We start from the raw sequence: 24,980 nt of genomic DNA, 5'->3' as shown, positions 1-24,980 counted from the left end.
CTGTCATGGATTACCGCGATTACGTACGGCCGAAATTCGTAGAATTGATGCAGGCCCTGGGCCTCGAATGCCAATTCCACAGAGCGCTGGGCAGCAAACTGTTTTACCGCGACCGCCAGGGCGAAGAGGTGACCGTCACTGACTTCCTCGGCGGTTACGGCGCCGCGCTGTATGGCCACAACGATCCGCAATTTGTCGATCAACTCGTCGACCTGCTGCGTGCCGATGTGCCGTTCAACGCGCAGATGTCGGTGCGCGGTGCGGCGGGGCAGTTGGGGCGTGAACTCAGTGAAGCGTTCAATCGTGAACTGAACAACAGCGAACGCTACATCTCGACCTTCTCCAACAGTGGCGCCGAGTCGGTGGAAATCGCCGTCAAGCACGCCGAATACCGTCGTCAGAAAAACCTGCAGAAGCAATTCGACGAGCGTGATTTCGCCCTCGCCAGTCTGGTTGCCAGCGACAAGGCTTACGTCGAACTGGACATCGACGATCTCGATTTGCCCGCCGGTCTGCTACCGCAGAATCTGTCCTGCGTCACCGTGCGCCAAGTGGCCGAAGCGGTGCGTCAGCACAACCTGGCGCAACTGCATGTCGAGCCGGTGTTCCTCGCTGTGCGCGGCAGCTTCCACGGCAAACTGGTGAACACCGTTCAGTTGACCTATGGCAAGCAATACCGCAAACCGTTCGCCCGTTTCGGCCTCAACGTCGAGTTCATCGACCCGCAACAGCCACAGCAATTGCAGGAGCTGCCGGCCCGTCATATTCGTCACTGGCTGAGCCTGGAATGGAGCGGCGAAACCCTGCACGTGCGCCGTGAGGCGTTCAGCGCGATCACGGCGGTATTGCTCGAGCCGATTCAGGGCGAGGGCGGCATCAACGAGTTCGCCAATGAGTTTTATCTGGGCCTGCGGCGTCTGTGCAACGAGCAGCAATGCCCGCTGATCATCGATGAAGTGCAATCGGGTTTCGGCCGCACCGGCACCTTGCTCGGCGCCAGCCATTTCAACTTGCAGGGTGATTACTACTGCCTGTCGAAAGCCTTGGGCGGTGGCCTGATGAAAATCGCCGCGACGGTGATCCGCGCCAGCCACTACGAAAACGATTTCAGCTACATCCACAGTTCGACCTTTGCCGAAGATGACGCGTCCTGCCATATCGCCCTGTCGGCCCTGCGCCGTCTGTTCGAGAACGACAGCGCGATGCTCAAGGACGTGAACAAGAAGGGCGAATACCTCAAGGCTTCGCTGCTGGAACTCAAAGCGGCCTACCCGGACGTGATCGCCGACGTGCGTGGGCGCGGCTTGCTGCTGGGCTTCGAACTGCACGATCTGACCGGCACCAGCTCACTGGTTCAGGCTTCGGCGCAGTACAACGATGCGTTGGGCTACATCATTGCCGGCTACCTGCTGCAATTCGAATCCCTGCGCGTGGCGCCGTCGGGCAGCAACGCCAATGTGATCCGTCTGGAACCGCCGGTGTGCATCACCTTCGAAGAAATCGATGGCTTGATCGGCTCCCTGCAGAAAGTCTGCGACACGCTGCGCCGCCGTGATGCCTTCCCGCTGGCGGCCGGTGTGTGCGCCGACAGCATCGCTGACGTGCCAGCGCGCGAGGTCAGCTTCAAGGAGACTGAAACCCGCCCAAAGTCTGACGAGAACGTGCGCGTGGTGGCGCGCGTCGCGTTCATCAACCATCTGATTGATTCGGACATGCTCAGCGACGTCGATCCTTCACTGTCGACCCTGAGCGCTGAACAGAAACGCGAGTTCATCAAACGCATGGCCCCCGAGCGCCGTGCCGCGCCAATCGGCCCGGTACAGATTCGCTCGAAACTCGGCACCGCCGTGGAATTCACCCTGTACCCGCTGTGCATGGATTCCGATGCCATGGCGGCGTACATCGCCAGCGGCGATCTGCAAACCATCCGCGAAGAAGTTGGCAACCGCATCAAGGATGCCCGCGCAGATGGCTACACTGTCGCCGGGCTGGGCATGTACACCTCGATCGTCACCAACAACTGCCAAGCGCTGCAGATCCCCGACATGGCGCTGACTTCCGGCAATGCGCTGACCATCGGCATGGGCCTGGAAGCCATCGAACAGGGCTGCAAGCAGCAAGGCCTTGAGCTGGGCGAGCAGACCGCTGCAGTGGTCGGTGCCGCCGGCAATATTGCCTCGACCTACGCCTCGCTGCTGTCGACCAGTGTCGAGCACCTGATCCTCATCGGTAGCGGCCGCGACGGTTCCCTGCGTCGTCTGGAAAAAACCGCGCAACAGATTTACGCCGAAGCCGCCCGCGCGATTCTCAAGGGTGTCGCCGAACACGATCGCCTCGCCCGTCGCCTGCAGCAAATTGATGGAATCGATGGACTCTTGCAGGCCCACGGCAGCAGTGCCGATCTGGGGCTGCGCGTAGCGAAACTGGTCGAAGAACGCTTGGGCGCGAACGCCTTCATCACCGTCAGCAACGATCTTGATGTGCTGAAACAGGCACGCATCGTGCTCTGTGCGGCGAACGCACCGCAGCCGTTTCTCGGTGCCGAGCACTTCGCCGAAAACAGCGTGATCTGCGACATCGCCGTGCCGCTGAACGTTGACCAGAACCTCGCTAGCCAACGCTCCGACGTGCTCTACATGCACGGTGGCATCGTACAGACGCCGCTGGGCGATGGCCTGGTGAAAAACGTTCGCGCCTATCTCAAGCAAGGTCAGTTGTACGCGTGCATGGCCGAGTCGGTGCTGATGGGCCTGTCCGGGATGAAACAGCATTACTCCTACGGCGACATCAGCCGCGAGCAAGTGCAGCAGATTCGTGCACTGGCGGCGACTCATGGCTTCAGCCTCGCGCAGTTCAAAACCGACAACTCGCTCTAAGGAACGGTCATGCCGAATAAAGTAGCAGTGGTGACCGGTGGCAGTCGTGGCATCGGTCGGGCGATTGTCCTGGCTCTGGCCGGGGCGGGTTATCAGATCGCGTTCAGTTACGTGCGCGATGAAGTCGCGGCAATGACCTTGCGCGATGAGGTTCAGGCGTCGGGGATCGATTGCCTGGCGTTGCAGTGCGATGTCAGCAGCGGCGACAGCATCAAGGCGTTTTTTGAGCGGGTCGATCAGCATTTTCAGCGTATCGATCTGTTGGTCAACAACGCCGGCATCACCCGCGATGGTTTGCTCGCGACGATGTCGGCGCGCGACCTGGTCGAGGTGATCCAGACCAACCTGATCGGCACGATGCTGTGCTGCCAGCAGGTGGTGCCGGGCATGTTGCGCCAGCGCAGCGGTTGCATCGTCAACATCAGTTCGGTGGCGGCGCAGAAGCCCGGTAAAGGGCAGAGCAACTATGCGGCCGCCAAGGGCGGGGTCGAATCGTTGACCCGTGCCTTGGCGGTGGAGCTGGCGCCGCGCAACATTCGCGTCAACGCGGTCGCACCGGGCATCGTCAAGACCGAGATGAGTACGGCGCTGATCGGCAGTCAGGAGGAGGAAATTCAGTCGCGTCTGCTGATCAAGCGCTACGCGGAACCGGAAGAAATTGCCGAAGCGGTGCTGTACCTCGCCGATCGCGGTTTGTACCTGACCGGGGAGGTCCTGTCGGTTAACGGCGGGTTGAAAATGCCATGAGCCGGACCATTCTGATCACCGGTGCGGCGAAAGGCATCGGCCGTGCAGTCGCCGAGAATTTTGCCGCCGAGGCTGGCAATCGGCTGATTCTGCTGGATCTCGATCTGGCCGAACTGCAGCGCTGGGTCGACGAGCAGCAGGAGCAGATCAAGGCGCGAGTCGAAACCCATGCAGCAAACATTGCCGACCTGCCGGCCATGGAGGCGTTGTTCAAAACCCTTGGTTCGCAAGTCGAATACGTCGATGTGCTGGTCAACAGTGCAGGTATCTGCAACGAGAACGAACCGGAGGATCTGCACAACTGGCACAAGGTGATTTCGGTCAACCTCAATGGCACGTTCTACGTGACCTCGTTGTGTCTGGCGCTGATGCCCGACCGTGGGCGGATCATCAATATGTCGTCGATCCTCGGCCGTGCCGGCAAGGTGCGCAACACCGCGTACTGCGCCTCCAAGCACGGCATCGTTGGCATGACCAAGGCGCTGGCGCTGGATCTCGCTTCGCGGCAGATCACCGTCAACGCGATTCTGCCTGCTTGGATCGATACGCCGATGTTGCAGGGTGAACTGGCGACGCAAGCGGCGATTGCCGGGCTGACCCAGGAACAGATCGTGCGCAACGCGAAGAAGAAACTGCCGATGCGCCGTTTCATCCAGAGCGAAGAAGTGGCGGCGATGGTGCGTTACCTCGCCAGCGCCGAGGCTGGCGGGGTGACCGCGCAGAGTCTGGTGATCGATGGCGGTGTCGGGTTGGGAATGTAGCGATGCCTCGATTTCACAACAGTCACATCGTGGGTGCGGTGTGGGCGTGCATGGCTGCGCCCGCCGCGATGGCCGAATTTACTGTCGATGATCTCAAGCCCGATTACGCCGACGGTGAAGTCGGCGTGGCCACGGCCATGCGTCTGCATGGCGACGATCAGGTCACGCAAAAAGCCGTGTATTTCAAGGCCAACCTGGAAGACAACTGGGAGGGCGGTTACTACAAGGCCAAGGGCCGCGTGCGTTATGACGCGCGCTATGACGGCAACAATCCGTACAGCGAGCGGGCGCGGGACAAGTACCGTTTCGACGCCGATTGGCGGCACCTCTACGTCGGCCATTCGTTGGGTGACGGCGAAGTGACGGTGGGCTGGCAGCAGGTGGTCTGGGGTCGCGCGGATGAATTGCGCGTGCTCGATCAGATCAACCCGCTGGACTATCGCGATGGTCTGACGCCGCTGCTCGAAGACAGCCGCATCGCCGTGCCCATGGTGCGTTTTGCGCAACCGGTGGGCGAGTGGGAACTGGAGGCGTTGTGGATCACTGACTTTGTGAAAAACCGGGCGCCGGTTGAGGGCAGTGAATTTGCCGCGCCACTGTTTGCTACGCCGGACCCGCAGTATTTCCTGCTCGACTCCAAGCCCGGCTATGACGGCGACAAAGGCTATTCCTATGGCCTGAGCGCCAACGGCCGGATCGGCGCGGTGGACACCAGTTTTGTTGCCTTGAGCGCCCGTCAGCAAGACCCGGTGTACGCCGTCGAAGGCCTCGCCGATGACGGTCGCACGCGGCTGGAGCGGCAATTTCCCCGTTACACCATGGGCGGTGCCGGGCTGGCGATCGACGCCGGGCACAGCATCGTGGTGCGCAGCGAGGTGGCGTATTTCGACAACTGGCGCGTGACCAATCCGACCCGCGCCTACGGTGCCGACAGTACGCCGATGGTCAAGTCGCTGCTGGGTGTCGACTACCTGTTGCGCGACTGGCTGATCTCCGCGCAGTGGCAGGAGCAGGTGTTACTCGACTGGCAGGACGGCATGTTGCAGGACAAATACGAACCGCTGTTCACCCTGTCGGCCGAAGGCACCCATTGGCAGGACCGCCTCAAGAGTCGTCTGGTGGTCGCTGGATCACCGCCGTTTCAGGACGACGCCTTGCTGCAAGGCATCTTCACCTACAAACCGGTCGACTACATCAAGCTCGGGCTGGAAGTGGATGTGTTCTTCGGCAAGCCCGAGAAGACTTTCGGCGAGTACAGCAAGCGCGATCAAGTGCGGCTGTCGGCCGGTTATCTGTTCTGACCCATCACGCCTGCCGCTCTCGCGCGCAGGTGCATTCATCCAACGAAAAGGAAGTTGTTATGTTGCCGTTTTTGAAAAGTCTGACAGCCGCCGCACTGATCCTCGGCAGCGCCTGCGCCAGTGCCGCCGAGGCCGGCAATGCCGATGAGATCATCCGTCAGGTGCGCGATCGCAATGACGGGAACAGCTTCATGTCCCAGGTTTCGCTGATCCTGCATGACAAGAAAGGCAATACCCGCGTTCGCGAGTTCACCTACCTGCAAAAGGATTACCCGGACAGCGACAAATTCAGCATGTACTTTTCCGCGCCGACTGACGTGCGTGACGTGGCCTTCCACATCGAAAACCCGCACGAACCCCTCGGCCTGGAAGACAGCCAGTGGATGTACCTGCCAGTCAGCCGTCAGACCCGCCGCATCTCCACCACCGACAAGCGTGGCTCGTTCATGGGCAGTGAGTACTCGTACGCCGATCTGGACAAGATCCGCGTCAAGGACTACTCGCAGAAACTCGTCGGCGAAGAACAGATCAAGGGCCGCGACTGCTACGTGATCGAGCGCGAACCGGCGTCCCCCGAAGTGCTGGCGAAGACCGGTTACAACAAGCTGAAGGTGTGGATCGACAAGCAGAATTTCCTGGTCATGCGTCAGGATTTCTTCGACGTCAAAGGTGTGCTGATCAAGCAGATGCGCACGCAGAAAGTCGCGACCATCGACTCGATCGACAGCATTGTGCTCAGCGAAACCGAGCACTTCATCGACGGCACGCGTTCGGAAATGCGCTTCAACCAGTTGCAGTACAACGTCTCGCTGGAAGATCGCCTGTTCACCCAGACCGCCATCAAGCGCGGGCTGAAAACCGGTGACCTGCCGGAATTTGCCGTGTCTGCCCGCTAAGCGCCGACCCCGACGACCTGGAAACGCATGATCATGGAAAGATATCTGAATTTCGTTGAGCGCTATGCGCGGGCGATTGTTTTCCTGCTGGTGGCGATTACCGCGTATTTCACTTATACGCTGGGCGCGCTGGTGTCCGACACCAACCCTTATCTGCTCAAGGAAAGCCACCCGGCGCGCAAGACCATCATCGATTTGCAGGGTGAATTCACCGGCACGTTCGACTCGGTCATGGTGGCGCTGAACAACCCGCAAACGGTGTTCAACAAAAACACGCTCAACGCGCTGTTTTCGATGTCGCAGTCGGTGCGCAAGATGATTCTGGCCAACGATGCCGACAAGGATCAGTTGGCGCAAATCGTCGCCCGGCACCCGGACGACAGCCGTGCGCAGTTGTTGACCCGGGACATTCTCGAGGGTGGTTTTTCGCAGAACGATTACGCCAACGCCAAGGCCTTGCGTGATCATGCCCAGAGTCAAAACTGGGATTCCCATGATCAGCTGTTCCTGACCTTTCTCGCCGAGCGGATCAACCCGATCCGCGAAATGGCCTCGATGGGCGACCTGGAAAACATCGTCCTGACCGACGACGGCGAGCTGTTGATCCACAAAACCCTGAATGCCTATGACATGGACCCGGCGCTGGTCGAGTCGCAGATCATGGGCAACGAGTTGATGGTCGACGGGGTGGTGTCCAAGGACAAAAAGGTCGCGATGCTGGTGGCTGAGCTCGGCACCAAGCAGGACGACGCTCAGGCGCAACTGCGGGCTTATCAGATCGTGCGCGGCATCGTCGCGCAATATCAGGCCGAGCACCCGGAGTACAAGGACGAAATCTTCATTGCCGGCATGCCGATCTTCATCGCCGCGCAACAGGAGATCATCGATCACGACCTGGCCGTGCTGTTTCCGATCGTGTTTCTGTTGATTACCTTGCTGCTGATCTTCTTCTTCCGCAAACCGCTGGGCGTGCTGCTGCCGCTGTTCAATATTCTGTTCTGCACCATCTGGACCTTGGGCCTGATGGCGCTTTTGCGGGTGCCGTTTGACCTGTTGACCAGTGTGCTGCCGGTGTTCCTGTTCACCATCTGCTGCTCGGATGCGATCCACGTGATGGCTGAATATTACGAGCAGAAAAACGCTGGCAAGAGCAATCGCGAGGCCAACCGCGAAACCCAGCGCTTGATGGTGGTGCCGGTGGTGTTGACGACCGTGACGACCATCGCCACGTTCATGATTTCCACCACCAACAACATTGTCAGCATCCGTAATTTCGGTGTGTTCATGTCGATCGGCCTGACCGCGGCGCTGATCATTTCGCTGTTGCTGATTCCGGCGTGGATTTCCATCTGGGGCAAGGATCAGCCGCAGCAGGCCAAGGCAGTGGTGCACCAGGACTCGATCATCTCGCGGTATCTGGTGGCGTTCTGTGCCTGGATGATCCGCTTTCGCAAACCGATCCTGATGGTCATTCTGCCGCTGTTGGCGCTGGCCACCGTGTTCACCTTCCGCGTCGATATCGAAGACTCCGGCATCGCTTACTTCAAGCCGGAAAGCCACATCCGCGTGTCCGATCAGTTCATCAACCACGCCAAAGTAGCGGGCACGGCGCCGGGCTGGATCGCGATCGACAGCAAAGAACCACGCGGCGTGCTGACCACCGAAGTGGTGCAGTTCATCGACAAGCTCGACCACTTCATCAAACAGCAACCGAACGTCAGTTACGGCTACTCGCTGGCCACTTACGTCAAGCGCATGAACCTGGTGCTCAACGACATGAACCCGGAGTATCTGCGGGTGCCGAATGCCGTTGAGAAGGTCTCGTCGGTCAATGACGACGGGCAGGTCGAGCAGTTTGAAGTGCCGGGCAATTCGCTGATCGAGCAACACGTGATGCTGTTCGAAAACGGTGGCGGTTCGGACCTGAACAACGTGCTCAACGCCGATTTCTCCAAGGCCTTGACCCTGTACACCATGACCTCGTCGGTCGCCAGCGACTATCAGGGCATGCTCGACCGCCTCGATGCCTGGTTGCTGGTCAACAAACCGGCCAACCTGGAGGTGACCCACGCGGGCACGCCGTTGATCTGGACCGGGGTGTTGCAGGAAATCACTCAAGGCCAGGTGCTGAGTTTTTCCCTGGCCTTGCTGGTCGTCACGCTGATGATGATGTACTGGCTCAAATCGGTGCGCCTCGGTGTGCTCGGCATGCTGACCTTGCTGACCACGTCGGTGACGGTCTATGGCTTCATGTTCCTGTTCGGCATTGAGCTGAACATCGGCACGACGCTGGTGACGTTCCTCGTGGTCGGGGTGGTCGATTACGCGGTGCACCTGCTGTCGCGGATCAAGTTGCTGGTGCAGCAGGGCATTGAGATCGACGCGGCTATTTTGCAGGCGATGCACAGCGTCGGCCGCTCGACGGTGATCAACGTGGTGATCTTCTCCGTAGGCTTCATGGCATTGCTGTTTTCCGACTTCAAGCCGATTGTCGATCTCGGCGCACTGGTGGCGATGGCGCTGTTTTCCAGCGGGGTCATGACCATTGTCCTGGTGACGCTGGTATCGCCGTGGTTCTTTGCGGCGATTGTGCCGGTGCATGCGCCGGTTCAAGCACTGCGCACAGAAGGGGAGGCGGTACCGGGCTGATTCGCCAACGACCGGGCACGCCTGCCCTGAGACGACAGGCGAGCCCGGTCATGCGGCGCAGCAGGGCTTTCAGTTCAGGGTAGTGCCCGGGTTTTTTTCGCCATAACGGGCAATGCGCTCGAACTGACATTCCTGTCGCGCATCGTTGAGGTTGTTTTCGAACGCTTCGAGGCCGTCGTGCAACTGCTGCAAATCGCCGATCTGGGTTACCAGTTCGGCTTTTTTTTCGGCGATGGCTCGTTGCGCCATGTCCCACGGGAATTCGTCGCCGCGGTAGTTGTTGAGGATCACCTGCAGCTCTTTGAGCTTGAAGCCCAATTGCTGGGCGCACTTGATGAACGTCAACACTTCGACACTTTGCTGGCTGTAGATGCGGTATTTGCCTTCACGCTTGGGCTCGGGCAACAGGCCGATTTCTTCGTAATGGCGAATGCTTTTGACTGTGGTGCCCGACAGCTGGGCGGCTTTGCCGATATACATAAGGTCCGTCTCGATGATCAAACATAGCGTAGCGCGATCAGGCGTCATGCCGGATCGGCGGCGATTATATGTCCAATACCATCGGAAAATTGCAACTGCGCGTAAATGACGTACACAGGCGACGGACGGGCTCATGAAGGGAACCCGAAGAGGCACTGACGGCGGCGGGTGCGCCGTCAGTTGAGGCGGCTGGAAAACCTTAGACGGCGGCGGTCACGCGCGCCTTTTCCAGCCACGCATCGCGCTGGTTTGGCTTGGAGCCAAGGATTGGCCCGAAGGTCAGCGTCTTCAGTGGCTTGATGCCGCAAAATTCCAGGGTGGTCTTGCGCATCTGATTCAGCCCCGGCATCCCATAGATCCATTTGTAGTACCAGTACGGCGTATCCATGGTCACCAGCAAATGCGCGGTGCGGCCCTTGAGCAGCTTGTCGGGGAAGGCTTTGCCTTCGCGGTATTTGAAGGCGAAACCCGGCAGGAAAATCCGGTCGACGAAGCCTTTCAACAGCGCCGGAATCCCGCCCCACCAGATCGGATAGACGAATGTCAGGTGCTCGGCCCAGGTGATATCGGCCTGGGCTTGCAGCAGATCGGGCTCCAGTGGCTGCACCTTGTTGTAGCCTTCGTGCAGGACCGGGTCGAACTCCAGCGCATCCAGACGCAACAGCCGCACCTCATGCCCGGCGTCCTTGGCGGCCTGAACGTAAGTCTCACTCAATGCCCCGCAAAAGCTGTCGGTGGAGGGGTGACCCAGTATCACGAGCATTCGTTTGCTCATTGTGTGTACTCCTGAAATGAAGCGCACAGGATAGAGTCTGCCCCTAGCGGTAGAGTCAAGGCACCAGCGCATCAAACAAGGCCCGGGCGTAACCGGGCAGGTGGTCGAAGTCCCGCGCGCACAGTTGCAGAGTGCGATGGGCCCAGACTTCGTCCAGCGGCCGGCACGTTATCGAGTGCACCGCCGCCCAGCGCTCGATGGCCACCTTGGGCACGATGGCCAGCCCCGCACCTCGCGCCACCATGCGCATGACGCCCTCGAAGCCATCGGCACGGATCCGGATCGACATGCGCTGGCCGATGTGCAGCGCTTGTTCCTCCAAGTGAATCGCCAGCGCGCTGTGATTGCCTAGCGCTACATAGTCGTGCGCCAGGGTTTCACCAAACGTCAGCGACGCCTGACTCGCCAAAACATGCTCAGGGGGCAGGATCAGCACCAATGGATCGTCGCGAAAAGGCCGGGTCTGCAGGCCGTGGGTGTCGACCGCATCGGAGACGATCCCGAGGTCCGCCGCGCCTTGGCGCAAGGCATGGGTGATGCGCGCGCTGGGCAACTCCTGCAAGTCGATGTCGAGATTGGGATGATCGCGCAGGAAGTCCGCGAGCACTTCCGGCAGGTATTCGGTGATCGCCGTGGTGTTGCACAGCAAACGCACCTGACCTTTGACGCCTTGGGCATAGTCGGCCAGATCCTGCTGCAGGCGTTCGGCCTGTTGCAGGAGGATGCGCGCGTGCTGGGCCAACGCTTTACCGGCCGGCGTCGGGGTGACGCCACGACGGCCGCGTTCGAGGAAATCGATGCCGAGCGAGGCTTCCATTGCGCGGATTCTGGCGCTGGCGGCGGCCAGGGATAAATGGCTGCGGGCAGCGCCGGCGGTGATGTTGCCGGTGTCGAGGATGTGCAGATAGAGGCGCAGGTCGGTGAGGTCGAAGTGCATGGGCAGCCTCTGAAAGTTCTGGTGTCTGGGCTGGCCTCATCGCGAGCAGGCTCACTCCTACATGGGATCTGTGGCGAACGCAAAACCTGTAGGAGTGAGCCTGCTCGCGATGAGGCCAGAAGCCTCAAAAATATATCAGCCTCTTGTTAGGGCGGAGGCACCCTCAGTATATGGCAGATTTTCAGCCAACCCCGACTGGCGCAAAGTAGCGCCATGCACACACTCACAGATTTCTACCAACACCTCGGTCTGGCCCTGTCTTTGTTGGTTATCGCGACCTTCATCCTCGCCGGCATGATCAAAGGCGTGATCGGCCTCGGCCTGCCCACCGTCGCCATGGGCTTGCTCGGTCTGGCTATGGCGCCGTCGCAGGCAGCCGCGTTGCTGATCATCCCGGCAACCCTGACCAATGTCTGGCAACTGGCATTCGGCGGGCACTTGAAAGGACTGGTTAAACGCCTCTGGCCAATGCTGCTGATGATCTTCCTCGGCACCGGAATCGGCACGTTGTCGATCGGCATGGCAGGCGGGCATTGGGTGGTGCGCGGGTTGGGCGCGGCGCTGTTGCTTTATGCGTTGAGCGGTTTGTTTCTGCCAACGCTGAGCGTCAATCCCCGCCATGAAGGCTGGCTGGGTCCGGCGTGCGGTTTGATCACCGGTGTCATCACCTCGGCCACCGGCGTCTTCGTGATTCCGGCGGTGCCGTACCTGCAAGCGCTGGGCTTGAATCGCGATCAACTGGTGCAGGCACTGGGCCTGTCATTCACCGTTTCGACGCTGGCATTGGCCGCAGGATTGCTCTGGCGTGGCGCCCTCGGTGGCGGCGAACTGAGTGCTTCGCTGCTGGCGCTGATCCCGGCCATTCTCGGTATGTTGCTGGGCCAATGGCTGCGCGAACGGATCAGCGCCGTGTTGTTCAAACGGGTGTTCTTTGTCGGTATGGGCGCGCTCGGCGCCCACTTGTTGATCAGCGGTTAGCCGAGGCTTCGCTGAGCATTTCGATCTGGCGGATATCGAAATCACGTTCCAGATAATCCATGCGCCGCTCAAAGAATGCCTTCATGTGCGGCAGGTTCGAGTGCACATCCAGGTGCGCTTGCGATGCCCAGATCTCGTAGAAGATAAACAGCGTCGGATCTTCCTTGTCGCGCAGCATGTGGTACTCGATACAACCCGGCTCAGCGCGACTCGGCTCGACATAGGCGCGAAACAGCGCTTCGAAAGCCTCGGCTTGTTCCGGGCTGGTCTTGGCGTGCAGGATAAACCCCAAGCGTTCACTCATCACAACGACTCCTCAAATTCAGAACGCCGCGGATGTTATTGCAACAATCTGCTTTAGATTCGTGCCTTTTGATCAAATGTATTTTGCGCAACCACGGCTTATTCCGCGCGAGGCGGATCGTTAATCTGCCGCCATTCCAGTTTCCCTTCTCCATCCAGCCCAATGGCTGCACCGAGGCTTTCTCATGAAAAAAGTGCTGTTGCTCAATGGCGGTAAAAAATTCGCCCACTCTGACGGTCGCTACAACGCCACCCTGCATGAAGCCGCGTTGAGCGTGCTGGATCGCGGCGGCTTCGATGTGAAAACCACCTTCATCGACGAGGGCTACGACGTCGCCGAAGAAGTGGCCAAATTCCTCTGGGCCGACGTGATCATTTATCAGATGCCGGGCTGGTGGATGGGCGCGCCATGGACGGTGAAAAAGTACCTCGACGAAGTTTTTACCGAAGGCCACGGCAGCCTCTACGCCAGCGACGGCCGCACCCGTTCCGATGCATCGCAGAAGTACGGCAGCGGTGGCCTGATTCAGGGCAAGCAGTACATGCTGTCGCTGACCTGGAACGCACCGCAGCAGGCCTTCGATGATCCGACTGATTTCTTCGAAGCCAAAGGCGTCGACGCGGTGTACTTCCCGTTTCACAAGGCCAACGAGTTTCTGGGCATGACCGGGTTGCCGACGTTCCTTTGTGTGGACGTGATGAAGCGGCCGAATATCGAGGCTGATGTGGCGCGTTACGAGCGGCATCTGACCGAGGTGTTTGGTCTCAAGGCCTGAATGGTTTCGGGCTACTATCGGTGGTAACAGCAAAAGATCGCAGCCTGCGGCAGCTCCTACAGGGAGCTGCAGTCATCTGCGATCTTGGCGATCTCAAAGAGGACACCCGTGAAAGCCAGATCCGATGAGTTGCAGATTTTCGTCTGCGTAATCGAATGCGGTTCGATTTCTGCCGCCGCTGAGCAGGTCGGGCAAACGCCGTCGGCGGTCAGCCGCACGTTGTCGCGGCTGGAAGCCAAGCTCGACACCACGCTGATCAATCGCACCACGCGGCGCATGGACCTGACCGAAGAGGGCAAGTATTTCTTCGAGCAGGCCAAGCTGATTCTCGATCAGATGGAGCAACTCGAAGAGCGTCTGTCTTCACGTCAGCAAACCCCGTCCGGGCGCTTGCGCATTAATGCCGCGTCACCGTTCATGCTCCACGCGGTCGTCCCGTACATCGACGAATTCCGCCGCCTCTATCCGGACATCCAGCTCGAACTCAACAGCAATGACCTGATCATTGACCTGCTGGAACAAAGCACCGACATCGCCATCCGTATCGGCACCCTGGCTGACTCGACGCTGCACGCGCGCTCGCTCGGTTGCAGTCCGCTGCTGATCGTCGCCAGCCCTGCCTACCTGGAAAAACATGGCGCGCCGCAGCAAGTCGCCGATCTGAGCGAACACAACTTGCTCGGCTTCACCCAGAACGAAGGCCTCAACCAATGGCCGCTGCGCTATGTGCACGGCGACCGCTGGCCAATCACCCCGGCGATCAGCGCCTCCAGCGGCGAGACCGTGCGCCACCTGGCGCTGGAAGGGCAGGGCATCGCCTGTCTGTCGCACTTCATGACCATCGATGACATCCGTGCCGGGCGCCTGAAAGTCCTGCTCGGCGAATTCAACAGCGGTTATCGCCAGCCGATCAACGCCGTGTACTACCGTAACTCGCAACTGGCGCTGCGCATTCAGTGCTTCCTCGACTTTATCCAGAGCAAACTCGCCGCTTACGCCAGCGCCGACTTTAAGGGCTGATTCGTGACCTCTGCGCAAGAGTGAATTGGGCGGCGGCGGGTTTTTCCCTGCGGCTCACGGGCCGATACTCGTCTCATCACTTACTCACGCAGGGAGTTTCTCCATGAACGTATTTGTCACCGGCGCTGCCGGATTTATCGGCGGCTCGATTGCTACCGGTCTGGCTCAGGCCGGTCATAAAGTCACCGGTTTGGTGCGCAGCGCCGAACAGGCTGAAGAGCTGAAAGCCATCGGGATCATCCCGGTCATCGGCACTCTCGACGACAAAACACTGCTCGCCGAACAGGCCCGCGCTGCCGACGCGGTGATCAACGCCGCCAGCAGCGACCATCGCGGTGCAGTTGAAGCGTTGCTCGATGCCTTGCGCGGTTCCAACAAAGTGTTCCTGCACACCAGCGGTTCGAGCATCGTCGGTGATGCCTCGGGCGGTAAATCCAGCGACGTCATCTACTACGAGGACAACCTGCCGGAGCCGACCGTCGACAAGGCCGCCCGCGTGGCCATCGACAACCTGATCCTCGCGGCGGCGAAGGACGGCGTGAATTCGGCAGTGATCTGCAACACGCTGATCTATGGCCACAGCCTGGGCGTCAACCGCGACAGTGTGCAATTGCCGCGACTGCTCAAACAAGCACGCAAAAGCGGGGTAGTGCGCCACGTCGGCACTGGCCAGAACATCTGGTCCAACGTGCATATCGAAGACGTCGTTGCCCTGTATCTGCTGGCGCTGACCAAAAACGTACCGGGTACTTTCTACTTCGTCGAAAGCGGCGAAGCGTCGTTCATCGACATGACCACCGCCATGGCTGAAGCGCTGAACCTGGGCCAACCGCAAGACTGGCCGTTGAAAGACGCTGAAGCCGAGTGGGGCTACGAAATGGCCAACTACGGCCTCGGCTCCAACAGCCGAGTGCGCGGCAAACACGCCCGCGAACTGCTGGGCTGGGCACCGAAGCGCACGTCGGTGGTTGAATGGATTCGTAACGAAATGGTGTGATTGCTGTTTGAGCCCCGCCGGGCTTTGTTATCACCCTTTAGAACGGCTGCCATTGGGCAGCCGTTTTCGTTTCGGGCTTTGCGCTTGTGTCACGCCAGACCTATGGTGCTCTGAACATTGCCAGTTCAGCAGGTACAAGGATGATTAACCGTTATGACGCAGAAGGTGCACAGAGCCGCTTTCAGCCTGGCTCTAAGGATCAAGTGCTGAGCAATAAACTGGGAATTATCGAACCCGAAGACATGGATGATGCAGAGCTGGTTTTGTTGGAAAAGCTCTACCAATCTGTACTCATCGAGCATTTGCCTGATCGGTCACTCACTGTTCAGGATCTGAAGGATTGGCATCGACACTGGCTCGGGAACATCTATCCATGGGCGGGCGATGTCCGTGCGGTAAATTTGGGCAAGGATGGATTTTTCTTCGCCGCTGCGCCGCAGATTCCTCGGTTGCTCGACGTATTTGAAAGGGACTGTCTTGCCAAATACACGCCATGCCGGCCCGATCTGGACGAGAACCTGATTCGCGCCATTGCTGTAACGCACGTCGAGTTCATCCTTATTCATCCCTTTCGCGAAGGTAACGGACGCTTGTCGCGATTACTGGCGGATGTCATGGCCGTGCAGGCGGGCTACGTGCCGCTGGACTACAGCAGTTGGGAGCGAAACAAAGAGGCTTATTTTGCAGCCATCAACCAAGGGCTGAACTGCAACTACGAACCCATGGAGTATTGGGTCCGACAAGCATTATGGACTTGAGGCGGGACTACTTGGCCAGGGACAAGTGCAGGAACTTACTGGACCTGAGTTTGAGTTTGCGCTCAATGGTCTCGACGCTTTGACCTGTCTCGATGGCTGTCGAACTGGCAACTGCGCGGATCAACGTTTCGGTTGTCAGTTTTTTTTTGGTGCGAGGCGTGGGGCTCATGGCAGGGACTCCGCGGAGGTTGTCAGGCGAGTATAGCGCTTGGCTGGATTTGAAAAACATGTCCATGGCTGGGCACCGAAGCGCACGTCGGTGGTTGAATGGATTCGTAACGAAATGGTGTGAGTCGTCCACCAGCTCCCACAGGGTTTGCGCATTCTGTCTGGAGGAATGCGATCAAAACTGTGGGAGCGAGCCTGCTCGCGAAAGCGCTGGATCAGTCGGCAGAGATGTTGAATGTGAAGCCGCCTTCGCGAGCAGGCTCGCTCCCACATTGATTTCTCGTTCACCGAAAAGCCATGTAAATCCCGCCCCGTGATTTTCATTAATCACGACAAGACATATCCATCTGCGACACGCCTTGCCTCTCCACGAAAATTACTTTCATGTGGTTTGAAATCTCGATCTCGAAATGATTTATGAGTTTCACAACCCATTCGAACGTGACCCTTTCGAGGAGTACCGCATGACGCCTTCCTTCGGCTATTGGCTGCTGGTCTACGCCGCCGTCGCCATCATCGCGCTGATCGTGTTGATCGCCCGTTACCGGCTCAATCCGTTCATCGTCATCACCCTGATTTCCATCGGCCTGGCGCTGGTGGCCGGGATGCCGCCATCGGGTGTGGTCGGGGCGTATGAGGCCGGGGTGGGCAAGACGCTGGGGCATATCGCGCTGGTGGTCGCGCTCGGGACAATGCTCGGCAAGATGATGGCCGAGTCCGGCGGCGCCGAGCAGATGGCGCGCACGCTGATCGACAAGTTTGGCGAGAAGAACGCGCACTGGGCGATGGTCTGCATCGCTTTTCTGGTCGGGCTGCCGCTGTTCTTCGAGGTCGGTTTCGTCTTGCTGGTGCCGATCGCATTCACCGTGGCCCGGCGCGTCGGCGTGTCGATTCTGATGGTCGGTTTGCCGATGGTTGCCGGCCTGTCGGTGGTGCATGCGCTGGTGCCGCCGCATCCGGCGGCGATGCTCGCGGTGCAGGCTTATCAGGCGTCGGTCGGGCAGACCTTGCTGTACGCGATTGCCATCGGCATTCCCACCGCGATCATTGCCGGGCCGCTGTACGCCAGATTCATCGTGCCGCGCATTCACTTGCCGGCCGATAACCCGCTGGAAAAGCAATTTCTCGACCGCGAACCGCGCGACAAACTACCGGGTTTCGGCATCACCATGGCGACCATTCTGTTGCCGGTGGTGTTGATGCTGATCGGCGGCTGGGCCAACCTGATTTCCACCCCGGGCAGCAGCTTCAACCAGTTTCTGTTGTTCATCGGTAACTCGGTGATTGCGCTGTTGCTGGCGACCTTGTTGAGCTTCTGGACGTTGGGCATCGCCCAGGGTTTCAACCGTGAATCGATCCTCAAATTCACCAACGAATGCCTGGCACCGACCGCCAGTATCACCTTGCTGGTCGGTGCCGGTGGTGGCTTGAACCGCATTCTGGTCGACGCGGGCGTCACCGATCAGATCGTCGGCCTCGCTCATGAATTCCACCTGTCGCCGCTGATCATGGGCTGGCTGTTCGCCGCGCTGATGCGTATCGCCACCGGTTCGGCAACCGTGGCCATGACCACCGCGTCCGGCGTGGTCGCGCCAGTGGCCATTGGTCTGGGTTATCCACACCCTGAGCTGTTGGTGCTGGCGACCGGCGCGGGCTCGGTTATCTTTTCCCACGTCAACGACGGCGGCTTCTGGTTGATCAAGGAATACTTCAACATGACGGTCGCGCAGACGTTCAAGACCTGGACCGTGCTCGAGACGCTGATCTCGGTAGTCGCGTTCGGCCTGACCGTCGGCCTTTCTTATCTGCTGTAACCGGAGCCCGCCGCCCATGGATATCCTCTACCAGATCCGCGCCCGTCAGGATTCCTTCAGCGCCGGTGAAGGCCGCATCGCCCGTTTGATGCTCGATGACGTTGGTTTCGCCGCCAGCGCCAGCCTCGAAGACCTCGCGCAACGCGCCGAAGTCAGCACCGCCACGCTGTCGCGTTTCGCCCGCACCGTAGGCTGCCGCGACTTGCGTGATCTGCGCCTGCAACTGGCTCAGGCCAGCGGCGTTGGCAGCCGTTTCCTCGACCCGGCGGGCACGCCTGAACAGTCGGCGTTTTACGGGCAGATCGTCGGTGATATCGAAACCACGCTGCGCCAGCATCTGGCCGGATTCGACGAGTCACGCTTTGCCGATGCGGTGAAGATGCTCGGCCAGGCACGAATGATTCACGCCTTCGGCCTGGGCGGTTGCTCGACCCTGTGCAGCGATGAATTGCAGGTTCGCCTGGTGCGCCTCGGCTATCCGATCGCGGTGTGCCATGACGCGGTGATGATGCGCGTCACCGCCGCCAGCCTGAACGCCGAGCAAGTGCTTATCGTTTGTTCGCTGACCGGCATCACCCCGGAGCTGCTGGAGACCGTGGAACTGGCGCGCAACTACGGCGCGCGCATTCTGGCGATCACCCGCGCCGACTCGCCACTGGCAGAACTGGCCGACATCGTCCTGCCGCTGCAAGGCGCAGAAACCTCGTTCATCTACAAACCGACGGCGGCCCGCTACGGCATGCTGCTCGCCATCGATGTGCTGGCGACCGAGCTGGCGCTGGCCAGTCCTGAAGACAATCAAGAACGTCTGCGGCGGATCAAACTCGCCCTCGACGAATACCGTGGCGGCGACGATCACCTGCCGCTGGGAGACTGACATGCTGTACGACACCCTGATTCGCAATGCCCTGATCATCGACGGCAGCAACGTGCCCGGCTACAAGGCCGACGTGGCGATCCGCGAGGGCCGCATCGAGCGTATCGGCGACTTGCACGATGCCACGGCGACCGAGGAAATCGACGCGGCCGGCCGTGTGCTGGCGCCGGGTTTTATCGATGTACACACCCATGACGACACCGTGGTGATTCGTCAGCCAGAGATGCTGCCCAAGCTCAGCCAGGGCGTGACCACGGTGATTGTCGGCAACTGCGGCATAAGCGCCTCGCCCGTGACATTGAAGGGCAATCCGCCCGACCCGATGAACCTGCTCGGTACAGCGGCGGCATTCGTTTATCCGCGCTTCAGCGATTACCGCGCGGCGGTGGAAGCGGCCAATACCACGCTGAACGTGGCGGCACTGATCGGCCACACGGCGCTGCGCAGCAATCATCTGGATGATTTGTTCCGTACCGCGACGCCAGAAGAAATCGCCGCGATGCGCGAGCAGTTACGCGAAAGCCTTGAGGCCGGTGCATTGGGTTTATCCACAGGTCTGGCGTATGCGAGCGCCTACAACGCCTCCACCGATGAGGTGATGCAACTGACTGAAGAGCTCACGGCCTTTGGCGCGGTGTACACCACCCATTTGCGCAGCGAATTTGCCCCGGTTCTGGAAGCGATGGACGAGGCGTTTCAGATCGGTCGACATGCGAAATCGCCAGTGATTATTTCCCACCTCAAATGTGCCGGCGTCGGTAACTGGGGGCGCAGTCCGCAGTTGCTCGCGTCGTTGGAAGAGGCAGCGAAAACTCACCCGGTCGGCTGCGATTGCTACCCGTATGCGGCGAGTTCTTCGACGCTGGATTTGAAGCAAGTCACCGATGCTCATCGCATCACCATCACCTGGTCGACGCCGCACCCGGAAGTCAGCGGTCGCGATCTGATCGACATCGCTGCCGAATGGAATCTGAAGCTGCTCGATGCCGCGAAACGCCTACAACCGGCAGGCGCGGTGTATTACGGCATGGACGAGGCGGATGTACGAAGAATCCTCGCCCATCCGTTGTCGATGGTGGGTTCTGACGGACTGCCGGAAGACCCGTTCCCGCACCCACGCCTGTGGGGCGCTTTCCCACGGGTGTTGGGACATTTCAGTCGTGATGTCGGGCTGTTTCCGCTGCACACCGCCGTACACAAGATGACCGGTTTGTCGGCGGCGCGATTCGGGCTGAAAGAGCGCGGTGAGATTCGTGAAGGTTATTGGGCGGATCTGGTGTTGTTCGATCCGGCGACGGTGCGTGATGTCGCGGATTTCAATGATCCACAACGGGCTGCGCAGGGGATTGATGTGGTTTGGATCAATGGCGTGTTGAGTTACCGCGATGGACAGGCGAATGGTCGCAGGGAAGGGCGGTTTCTCGCTCGACAGGGTGATCTGCGCGACAACTTTCACTGAGGTTTCGCGGACTGGATCACAGTGATGGCACATTGCGACTAAAGAAAGTCATCAACAGGCCGAATTGCTGACATCCACCCCGTCTACACTGTGGGGCCAATCAGTCAGGGAGCACCCCATGAGCTTCGGCAAAACCACCCCGATCCTGCGGATCTTCGATGAAGCCAAAGCTGTCGAGTTTTACGTCGACTTCCTCGGTTTCAAGATCGACTGGCAGCATCGCTTCGAGGCGAATTTTCCGTTGTATCTGCAGGTGTCGCGTGGCGAATGTGTGTTGCATTTGTCCGAGCATCATGGCGATGCGTGCCCGGGTTCGGCGCTGCGTATCGAGACGGATGAGCTGGAGGCGTTTCAGCAGCAGTTGGTGGCCAAGGATTACAAGTTTTCGCACCCGGGTATTCAGGCGATGCCGTGGGGGAGTCAGGACATGACGATTGTTGATCCGTTTGGTAATCGGCTGGTGTTTACCAACGCGATTTGTCTCTGAGCTGAAAAGCCCCTCACCCTAGCCCTCTCCCGGAGGGAGAGGGGACTGAACGAGTTGTCTGGCGCTGTACATCGACCTGAAAGACCGAGTCGATTATGGATTCACAGCAGCACTCTCAGGTCGGTGTATCTAGTGAACATCCCCCGGTCGGCCCCCTCTCCCTCGGGAGAGGGCTGGGGTGAGGGGGAAATGGCACACCGCAAAAAGAAGCCCGCCACCTGACCATCACAGTCGGGCAGCGGGCTTTTTCGTTACTCGGTCGGCACTAACCTGTCCAACACGCGATTGACGGCCATTTCCGCCACCATCACCACTTGCGCGATGCCCTGCAGGGTTTTGCGGTGAGTGCCTTCAACCTGCGCGGCATGGTTGTTGAGCATGACGGTCGCCGAGCCAAGAGTTTCGCTGGCGTCGGCCAGCAGGGATTCGGTGCCTGCCTCGGGGTTGGCCATGTACAGCGTGTTGGGCGAGTAGGGCGTTGCCATGAGGTCGGCGTTCGTCGGACCGAGGTAGTGATCGAGGGCGCGTTCGGCGGCTTCGTGGAATTTCTTCGAATCAGCGGATTCGTAGGGGGAGGCCGGGTCAGTGACCGGCGGGTTTGGCGTTATCTTGAACATAGCTGTGTTCCCTTTGTTGAGCGGCAACCCTTTGGCTACTAAACGAAAGGGTGGCAGCTGTACGCAGGTTAGTAGACCGGGGAACTCAGCTAAGCCGGCGCGCCGAAGCGCCCTGCGTACAGCCACCATCAAGCTCAGGTACGCGAGTACCTGTGATGAATGTACGACCAGCAGAATTACCTCCGGGCTACTAAACCCGATCACTGGGAATCAGTGACGCAATCAAGTTACGCAGCATGCTCAGGGCGCACAAGCCGGCGGATTCTGGCTTAGGCGTAGGTTACGGCGCAAGGATTTGTGGGCTGTTTCGCGTAACGCTGAGTGTCCTTAAACATCATCTTTGAAAGTGTTTATTGTGTTGTGGCGGCTGGCCTCATCGCGAGCAGGCTCACTCCTACAATGGATCTTCAGTGAACGCAGATTATGTGTCCGACACAAACTTCTGTAGGAGTGAGCCTGCTCGCGATGAGGCCCGTGCAATCACCCCCGATGCATCTGCCGAAACTCCCCCGGTGGCATCCCTCGCCGACTCTTGAAAGTGCGGTGAAACGAGCGCGGTTCGGTAAACCCCAGATACTGCGCAATGTCCTGAATCGGCAGCGCGCTGTTGAGCAAATAATGCTCAGCCAGCTCCTGGCGCAAATCATCGAGAATCTGCTGATACGACGTCCCCGCCTGATGCAATTGCCGCTGCAGCGTACGCACTGAAACAGCGAGCTGTTCGGCGACCTGCTCCTTGCGCGGCAGACCTTCCTTGAGCAACTGCCGCAGGATGTTCTTCACCTGCTGCTCCAGCGACGCATCCTCCAGCGTCGCCATCAATCCCAACGCATGTTCTTCCAGCGTGCGCAGCAACTGCGCATCGGCCTGACGCAACGGCAGCTGCAAATACGCCAGCGGCACGACCAGCGCCGAATACGGCTGATCAAACAGCACCGGGCAATCGAAAAACGCTTCGTACTGCGCTGGCGTCACCTCGGCCGGGCACGAATGTTCGAGCCAGACCCCGGCCGGCGACATCTGCGTGTCGGCGATCCAGCGTGCATAGTGCAGCCATGAGCCGAGGACGTTTTCCACCAGATGCCGGCGGATTCGCGGGCGCTGATAACGGCAAGTCCAGATCAGGTGCACGTGGCCGTCCTGCACCTCGGCGCGGCTGACGCCCATGTCCCCCACCAGTTTCTCGAACGGCATGATCCGGCTCATCGCATCACCGAGCGTCGCACAGTTCATGGTGATGTAACCGAGCACGCTCCACGAATTGGGCAGGACGAAGTTCGCCGCGTTGAGCCCGAACAATGGATCGCCCGAGTGCTCGCAGAAATAATCCAACAGCCGTTCATGCGCCTCACCGGGCAAACGCAGGGTGTTGTCGCTCAACTGCTGCGCCTGCAAACCCGCCGCCGCCAACGCAGGTTCAATCGCCATGCCCAGTTGTTCAGCATGGCGCAGGTACTTGAGCAGCGGCGGAACCGAGGTGAAGCCGAGCGATTGCATGAACCCATTCCTTTGATCAACGGCAGCGGAGGCGGACGAATAGCCTGAAAGGTAATTTGAAACCCCGGCTAAAGTAAATGGCTGACGCTTGCGCGACGTTTGACTCAATTGGCTACACGAACTGGCCGGATGCGACCGTGACACTTTGCAGCCGCTGGCTAGTATGGGGGCCTGAAATATCACTGATTCGACGGCAAAAAAGGACACACGCATGCGACGCTGGAACGGCTGGGGAGATGCAACCACGGTGGTCGAACTGCCGGCCCAGGGCGCGGAGTTTCTTCATGAACGCCTGGGCGAGGGGCGCGCGCTGCCCGATGCCACGCTTGAAGCTGCATTGGCCCGGGTGCCGGCCTCGCGGTTACCGGCGCACACGTTGTACAGCGTCGATGTCCATGACTGCTTGCTGCATGCCCGAGGCCAGAGCCTGCCGGACTGGCTGGCGTTGCGCGAAGGTGCTTTGGGCAATTATCCCGATGCGGTGGCGTTCCCCGAGACTGCCGAGCATATCCGCCAATTGCTGGCGCTGGCTCACGAACAGGACTTGTGCCTGATCCCCTATGGCGGCGGCACATCGGTGGCCGGCCACATCAATCCACCGGATTCGGCGCGGCCAGTGGTGACGGTGTCGCTGGCGCGGATGAATCGCCTGATCGACCTCGACGAACAGAGCCTGCTGGCGACGTTTGGTCCCGGTGCGAGTGGGCCGCAGGTGGAAAGTCAGTTGCGTGCGCGGGGCTACACGCTGGGGCATTTCCCGCAGTCTTGGGAGTTGTCGACGCTGGGCGGTTGGGTGGCCAGCCGTTCCAGCGGTCAGCAGTCGTTGCGCTATGGCCGGATAGAGCAGTTATTTGCTGGCGGCACTTTGGAAACGTTCGCCGGGCCGATGCACATTACAACCTTCCCTGCGTCGGCTGCGGGACCTGATCTGCGCGAAGTGGTGCTCGGTTGCGAGGGCCGTTTCGGGATCATTTCCGAGGTCAAGGTGCGGGTCAGCGCGCTGCCGGCCGATGAGCGTTTCTACGGTGTGTTTCTACCCGATTGGCCGCAGGCACTCAGCGCCATCCGCCAATTAGCCCAGGCGCGCGTGCCGCTGTCGATGCTGCGCCTGTCCAACGCCGTGGAAACCGAAACGCAACTGGCACTGGCCGGTCATCCACAGCAAATCGCCTGGCTGGAAAAGTACCTGAATCTGCGTGGAGCGGGTGCGGGAAAATGCCTGCTGACTTTCGGCGTAACCGGCAATCGTCGGCAAAACGCGCTTTCGCTGAAACAGGCGCGACAACACCTCAAGGCCTACGGCGGCGTATTCACCGGCACCTTGCTCGGCAAGAAATGGGCGCAGAACCGCTTCCGTTTCCCTTACCTGCGCGAGAACCTGTGGAACGCCGGTTACGTGGTCGACACCCTCGAAACCGCCACCGACTGGAGTAACGTCGACAACCTGCTCAACCTTATCGAAAACAGCCTGCGCGAGGCCTTGGCCGCCGAAGGCGAGCGCGTGCATGTATTCACCCACTTGTCCCACGTCTACGGCGAAGGTTCGAGCATCTACACCACTTACGTGTTTCGCCCGGCGGCGGATTACCCGGCGACGCTGGCGCGCTGGAAAGCGCTCAAACACGCGGCCAGCCAGACCATCGTCGACAACCACGGCACCATCAGCCATCAGCACGGCGTCGGCAAGGATCACGCGCCGTACCTGTTGCGCGAGAAGGGCGCACTGGCGATGGATACCTTGCAGGCGCTGAGCAAACACTTCGATCCGGCCGGGCGCCTCAACCCCGGCACACTGCTGCCGGAGTGA

General features: G+C 59.9%; 23 protein-coding genes. 16 read left to right on the top strand and 7 right to left on the bottom strand.

The features are described from left to right. The first annotated feature begins 5 nt into the window (after nt 1–5). The 6 genes from ACOYXE_RS18905 to ACOYXE_RS18880 are packed head-to-tail and all read left to right on the top strand — an operon-like array spanning nt 6 to nt 9,230. Nucleotides 6–2,876: an aminotransferase class III-fold pyridoxal phosphate-dependent enzyme gene (locus tag ACOYXE_RS18905; RefSeq protein ID WP_460926422.1), complete on the top strand. Its 2,871-nt coding sequence runs from the start codon at nt 6–8 to the stop codon at nt 2,874–2,876. A gap of 9 nt (nt 2,877–2,885) precedes the next feature. After that, entirely contained in the window at nt 2,886–3,623 is a 738-nt protein-coding gene (locus ACOYXE_RS18900) for a 3-oxoacyl-ACP reductase family protein (RefSeq protein WP_150749631.1), read from the top strand. Further along, nucleotides 3,620–4,384, top strand: a complete 765-nt coding sequence (locus ACOYXE_RS18895) for an SDR family NAD(P)-dependent oxidoreductase (RefSeq protein ID WP_460926421.1) — start codon at nt 3,620–3,622, stop codon at nt 4,382–4,384. The genes ACOYXE_RS18900 and ACOYXE_RS18895 overlap by 4 nt, the downstream gene beginning before the upstream one ends. Before the next feature lie 2 nt (nt 4,385–4,386). Further along, the gene (locus tag ACOYXE_RS18890) at nt 4,387–5,685 is read left to right on the top strand and encodes a DUF1302 family protein (protein WP_460926420.1); all 1,299 of its coding nucleotides are present in this window, start codon (nt 4,387–4,389) and stop codon (nt 5,683–5,685) included. Nucleotides 5,686–5,744: 59 nt separating this feature from the next. Then, nucleotides 5,745–6,581: an outer membrane lipoprotein-sorting protein gene (locus tag ACOYXE_RS18885; protein WP_160055609.1), complete on the top strand. Its 837-nt coding sequence runs from the start codon at nt 5,745–5,747 to the stop codon at nt 6,579–6,581. Nucleotides 6,582–6,614: 33 nt separating this feature from the next. Next, nucleotides 6,615–9,230 (top strand): efflux RND transporter permease subunit, encoded by a 2,616-nt coding sequence (locus ACOYXE_RS18880; protein ID WP_160055611.1) that lies wholly within the window; start codon nt 6,615–6,617, stop codon nt 9,228–9,230. 69 nt (nt 9,231–9,299) lie between these two features. On the opposite strand, the gene ACOYXE_RS18875 is transcribed toward ACOYXE_RS18880, so the two are convergent. The 3 genes from ACOYXE_RS18875 to ACOYXE_RS18865 all read right to left on the bottom strand — a co-directional run bounded on the left by ACOYXE_RS18875 (nt 9,300) and on the right by ACOYXE_RS18865 (nt 11,422). Beyond that, nucleotides 9,300–9,710 (bottom strand): MerR family transcriptional regulator, encoded by a 411-nt coding sequence (locus ACOYXE_RS18875; protein WP_100846316.1) that lies wholly within the window; start codon nt 9,708–9,710, stop codon nt 9,300–9,302. 199 nt (nt 9,711–9,909) lie between these two features. After that, on the bottom strand, nt 9,910–10,485 hold the full coding sequence (locus tag ACOYXE_RS18870) for an NAD(P)H-dependent oxidoreductase (RefSeq protein WP_034154374.1): 576 nt from the start codon (nt 10,483–10,485) through the stop codon (nt 9,910–9,912). A gap of 55 nt (nt 10,486–10,540) precedes the next feature. Then, nucleotides 10,541–11,422 (bottom strand): LysR substrate-binding domain-containing protein, encoded by an 882-nt coding sequence (locus tag ACOYXE_RS18865; protein WP_160055613.1) that lies wholly within the window; start codon nt 11,420–11,422, stop codon nt 10,541–10,543. A gap of 213 nt (nt 11,423–11,635) precedes the next feature. Here ACOYXE_RS18865 and ACOYXE_RS18860 point away from each other — a divergent pair, with 213 nt between their 5' ends. Beyond that, entirely contained in the window at nt 11,636–12,400 is a 765-nt protein-coding gene (locus tag ACOYXE_RS18860; RefSeq protein WP_160055615.1) for a sulfite exporter TauE/SafE family protein, read from the top strand. Here the strand turns inward: ACOYXE_RS18860 and ACOYXE_RS18855 are convergent. Beyond that, nucleotides 12,390–12,704, bottom strand: coding sequence for a putative quinol monooxygenase (locus ACOYXE_RS18855; RefSeq protein ID WP_160055617.1), 315 nt, complete (start codon nt 12,702–12,704; stop codon nt 12,390–12,392). The two genes, ACOYXE_RS18860 and ACOYXE_RS18855, sit on opposite strands and share 11 nt — an antisense overlap. 184 nt (nt 12,705–12,888) lie before the next feature. Between ACOYXE_RS18855 and ACOYXE_RS18850 the strand changes: the two genes are divergently transcribed. From ACOYXE_RS18850 to ACOYXE_RS18835, 4 genes are all read left to right on the top strand, one after another. Continuing rightward, nucleotides 12,889–13,479: an NADPH:quinone oxidoreductase MdaB gene (locus ACOYXE_RS18850; protein ID WP_160055619.1), complete on the top strand. Its 591-nt coding sequence runs from the start codon at nt 12,889–12,891 to the stop codon at nt 13,477–13,479. A gap of 108 nt (nt 13,480–13,587) precedes the next feature. Continuing rightward, nucleotides 13,588–14,499, top strand: a complete 912-nt coding sequence (locus ACOYXE_RS18845) for a LysR family transcriptional regulator (RefSeq protein WP_160055621.1) — start codon at nt 13,588–13,590, stop codon at nt 14,497–14,499. A gap of 103 nt (nt 14,500–14,602) precedes the next feature. Further along, nucleotides 14,603–15,496 (top strand): NAD-dependent epimerase/dehydratase family protein, encoded by an 894-nt coding sequence (locus ACOYXE_RS18840; protein WP_160055623.1) that lies wholly within the window; start codon nt 14,603–14,605, stop codon nt 15,494–15,496. Between the two features lie 140 nt (nt 15,497–15,636). After that, complete coding sequence (locus ACOYXE_RS18835) at nt 15,637–16,254, top strand: Fic/DOC family protein (RefSeq protein ID WP_460926419.1); 618 nt, start codon at nt 15,637–15,639, stop codon at nt 16,252–16,254. A 7-nt stretch (nt 16,255–16,261) separates the two neighbouring features. On the opposite strand, the gene ACOYXE_RS18830 is transcribed toward ACOYXE_RS18835, so the two are convergent. Further along, nucleotides 16,262–16,423: a hypothetical protein gene (locus ACOYXE_RS18830; RefSeq protein WP_454565781.1), complete on the bottom strand. Its 162-nt coding sequence runs from the start codon at nt 16,421–16,423 to the stop codon at nt 16,262–16,264. A gap of 463 nt (nt 16,424–16,886) precedes the next feature. Here ACOYXE_RS18830 and ACOYXE_RS18825 point away from each other — a divergent pair, with 463 nt between their 5' ends. The 4 genes from ACOYXE_RS18825 to ACOYXE_RS18810 all read left to right on the top strand — a co-directional run bounded on the left by ACOYXE_RS18825 (nt 16,887) and on the right by ACOYXE_RS18810 (nt 21,059). Then, nucleotides 16,887–18,236: a GntP family permease gene (locus ACOYXE_RS18825; protein WP_460926418.1), complete on the top strand. Its 1,350-nt coding sequence runs from the start codon at nt 16,887–16,889 to the stop codon at nt 18,234–18,236. Between the two features lie 16 nt (nt 18,237–18,252). Next, nucleotides 18,253–19,113 carry a MurR/RpiR family transcriptional regulator gene (locus tag ACOYXE_RS18820; protein ID WP_160055627.1) on the top strand — a complete coding sequence of 287 codons (861 nt, stop codon included), beginning with the start codon at nt 18,253–18,255 and terminating at the stop codon, nt 19,111–19,113. 1 nt (nt 19,114) lies between these two features. Beyond that, nucleotides 19,115–20,572, top strand: coding sequence for an N-acyl-D-amino-acid deacylase family protein (locus tag ACOYXE_RS18815; RefSeq protein ID WP_460926417.1), 1,458 nt, complete (start codon nt 19,115–19,117; stop codon nt 20,570–20,572). Nucleotides 20,573–20,690: 118 nt separating this feature from the next. Beyond that, the gene (locus ACOYXE_RS18810; RefSeq protein WP_007911550.1) at nt 20,691–21,059 is read left to right on the top strand and encodes a glyoxalase superfamily protein; all 369 of its coding nucleotides are present in this window, start codon (nt 20,691–20,693) and stop codon (nt 21,057–21,059) included. Between the two features lie 251 nt (nt 21,060–21,310). Here ACOYXE_RS18810 and ACOYXE_RS18805 read toward each other — a convergent pair whose 3' ends face one another. Both ACOYXE_RS18805 and gliR read right to left on the bottom strand, forming a co-directional pair. Further along, on the bottom strand, nt 21,311–21,676 hold the full coding sequence (locus ACOYXE_RS18805) for a DUF6124 family protein (RefSeq protein ID WP_099757938.1): 366 nt from the start codon (nt 21,674–21,676) through the stop codon (nt 21,311–21,313). Between the two features lie 480 nt (nt 21,677–22,156). Beyond that, nucleotides 22,157–23,173: an AraC family transcriptional regulator GliR gene (gene gliR / locus ACOYXE_RS18800; protein WP_160055631.1), complete on the bottom strand. Its 1,017-nt coding sequence runs from the start codon at nt 23,171–23,173 to the stop codon at nt 22,157–22,159. Between the two features lie 211 nt (nt 23,174–23,384). On the opposite strand from gliR, the gene ACOYXE_RS18795 reads away from it, so the two are divergent. After that, entirely contained in the window at nt 23,385–24,980 is a 1,596-nt protein-coding gene (locus tag ACOYXE_RS18795) for an FAD-binding oxidoreductase (RefSeq protein ID WP_460926416.1), read from the top strand.

It is taken from the genome of Pseudomonas sp. MC6 (genome assembly GCF_054790575.1).
Note: the sequence above shows the minus strand (reverse complement) of the source record. Positions and strands in the feature narration are given on the sequence as shown.

Coding starts and splice junctions, on each gene's coding strand:
- gliR (WP_160055631.1), bottom strand. CDS start 23,173: ATGCAATCGCTCGGCTTCACCTCGGTTCCGCCGCTGCTCAAGTACCTG.
- ACOYXE_RS18840 (WP_160055623.1), top strand. CDS start 14,603: ATGAACGTATTTGTCACCGGCGCTGCCGGATTTATCGGCGGCTCGATT.
- ACOYXE_RS18815 (WP_460926417.1), top strand. CDS start 19,115: ATGCTGTACGACACCCTGATTCGCAATGCCCTGATCATCGACGGCAGC.
- ACOYXE_RS18900 (WP_150749631.1), top strand. CDS start 2,886: ATGCCGAATAAAGTAGCAGTGGTGACCGGTGGCAGTCGTGGCATCGGT.
- ACOYXE_RS18865 (WP_160055613.1), bottom strand. CDS start 11,422: ATGCACTTCGACCTCACCGACCTGCGCCTCTATCTGCACATCCTCGAC.
- ACOYXE_RS18890 (WP_460926420.1), top strand. CDS start 4,387: ATGCCTCGATTTCACAACAGTCACATCGTGGGTGCGGTGTGGGCGTGC.
- ACOYXE_RS18905 (WP_460926422.1), top strand. CDS start 6: ATGGATTACCGCGATTACGTACGGCCGAAATTCGTAGAATTGATGCAG.
- ACOYXE_RS18895 (WP_460926421.1), top strand. CDS start 3,620: ATGAGCCGGACCATTCTGATCACCGGTGCGGCGAAAGGCATCGGCCGT.
- ACOYXE_RS18810 (WP_007911550.1), top strand. CDS start 20,691: ATGAGCTTCGGCAAAACCACCCCGATCCTGCGGATCTTCGATGAAGCC.
- ACOYXE_RS18825 (WP_460926418.1), top strand. CDS start 16,887: ATGACGCCTTCCTTCGGCTATTGGCTGCTGGTCTACGCCGCCGTCGCC.
- ACOYXE_RS18860 (WP_160055615.1), top strand. CDS start 11,636: ATGCACACACTCACAGATTTCTACCAACACCTCGGTCTGGCCCTGTCT.
- ACOYXE_RS18850 (WP_160055619.1), top strand. CDS start 12,889: ATGAAAAAAGTGCTGTTGCTCAATGGCGGTAAAAAATTCGCCCACTCT.
- ACOYXE_RS18855 (WP_160055617.1), bottom strand. CDS start 12,704: ATGAGTGAACGCTTGGGGTTTATCCTGCACGCCAAGACCAGCCCGGAA.
- ACOYXE_RS18795 (WP_460926416.1), top strand. CDS start 23,385: ATGCGACGCTGGAACGGCTGGGGAGATGCAACCACGGTGGTCGAACTG.
- ACOYXE_RS18820 (WP_160055627.1), top strand. CDS start 18,253: ATGGATATCCTCTACCAGATCCGCGCCCGTCAGGATTCCTTCAGCGCC.
- ACOYXE_RS18880 (WP_160055611.1), top strand. CDS start 6,615: ATGGAAAGATATCTGAATTTCGTTGAGCGCTATGCGCGGGCGATTGTT.
- ACOYXE_RS18885 (WP_160055609.1), top strand. CDS start 5,745: ATGTTGCCGTTTTTGAAAAGTCTGACAGCCGCCGCACTGATCCTCGGC.
- ACOYXE_RS18870 (WP_034154374.1), bottom strand. CDS start 10,485: ATGAGCAAACGAATGCTCGTGATACTGGGTCACCCCTCCACCGACAGC.
- ACOYXE_RS18875 (WP_100846316.1), bottom strand. CDS start 9,710: ATGTATATCGGCAAAGCCGCCCAGCTGTCGGGCACCACAGTCAAAAGC.
- ACOYXE_RS18835 (WP_460926419.1), top strand. CDS start 15,637: ATGATTAACCGTTATGACGCAGAAGGTGCACAGAGCCGCTTTCAGCCT.
- ACOYXE_RS18805 (WP_099757938.1), bottom strand. CDS start 21,676: ATGTTCAAGATAACGCCAAACCCGCCGGTCACTGACCCGGCCTCCCCC.
- ACOYXE_RS18830 (WP_454565781.1), bottom strand. CDS start 16,423: ATGAGCCCCACGCCTCGCACCAAAAAAAAACTGACAACCGAAACGTTG.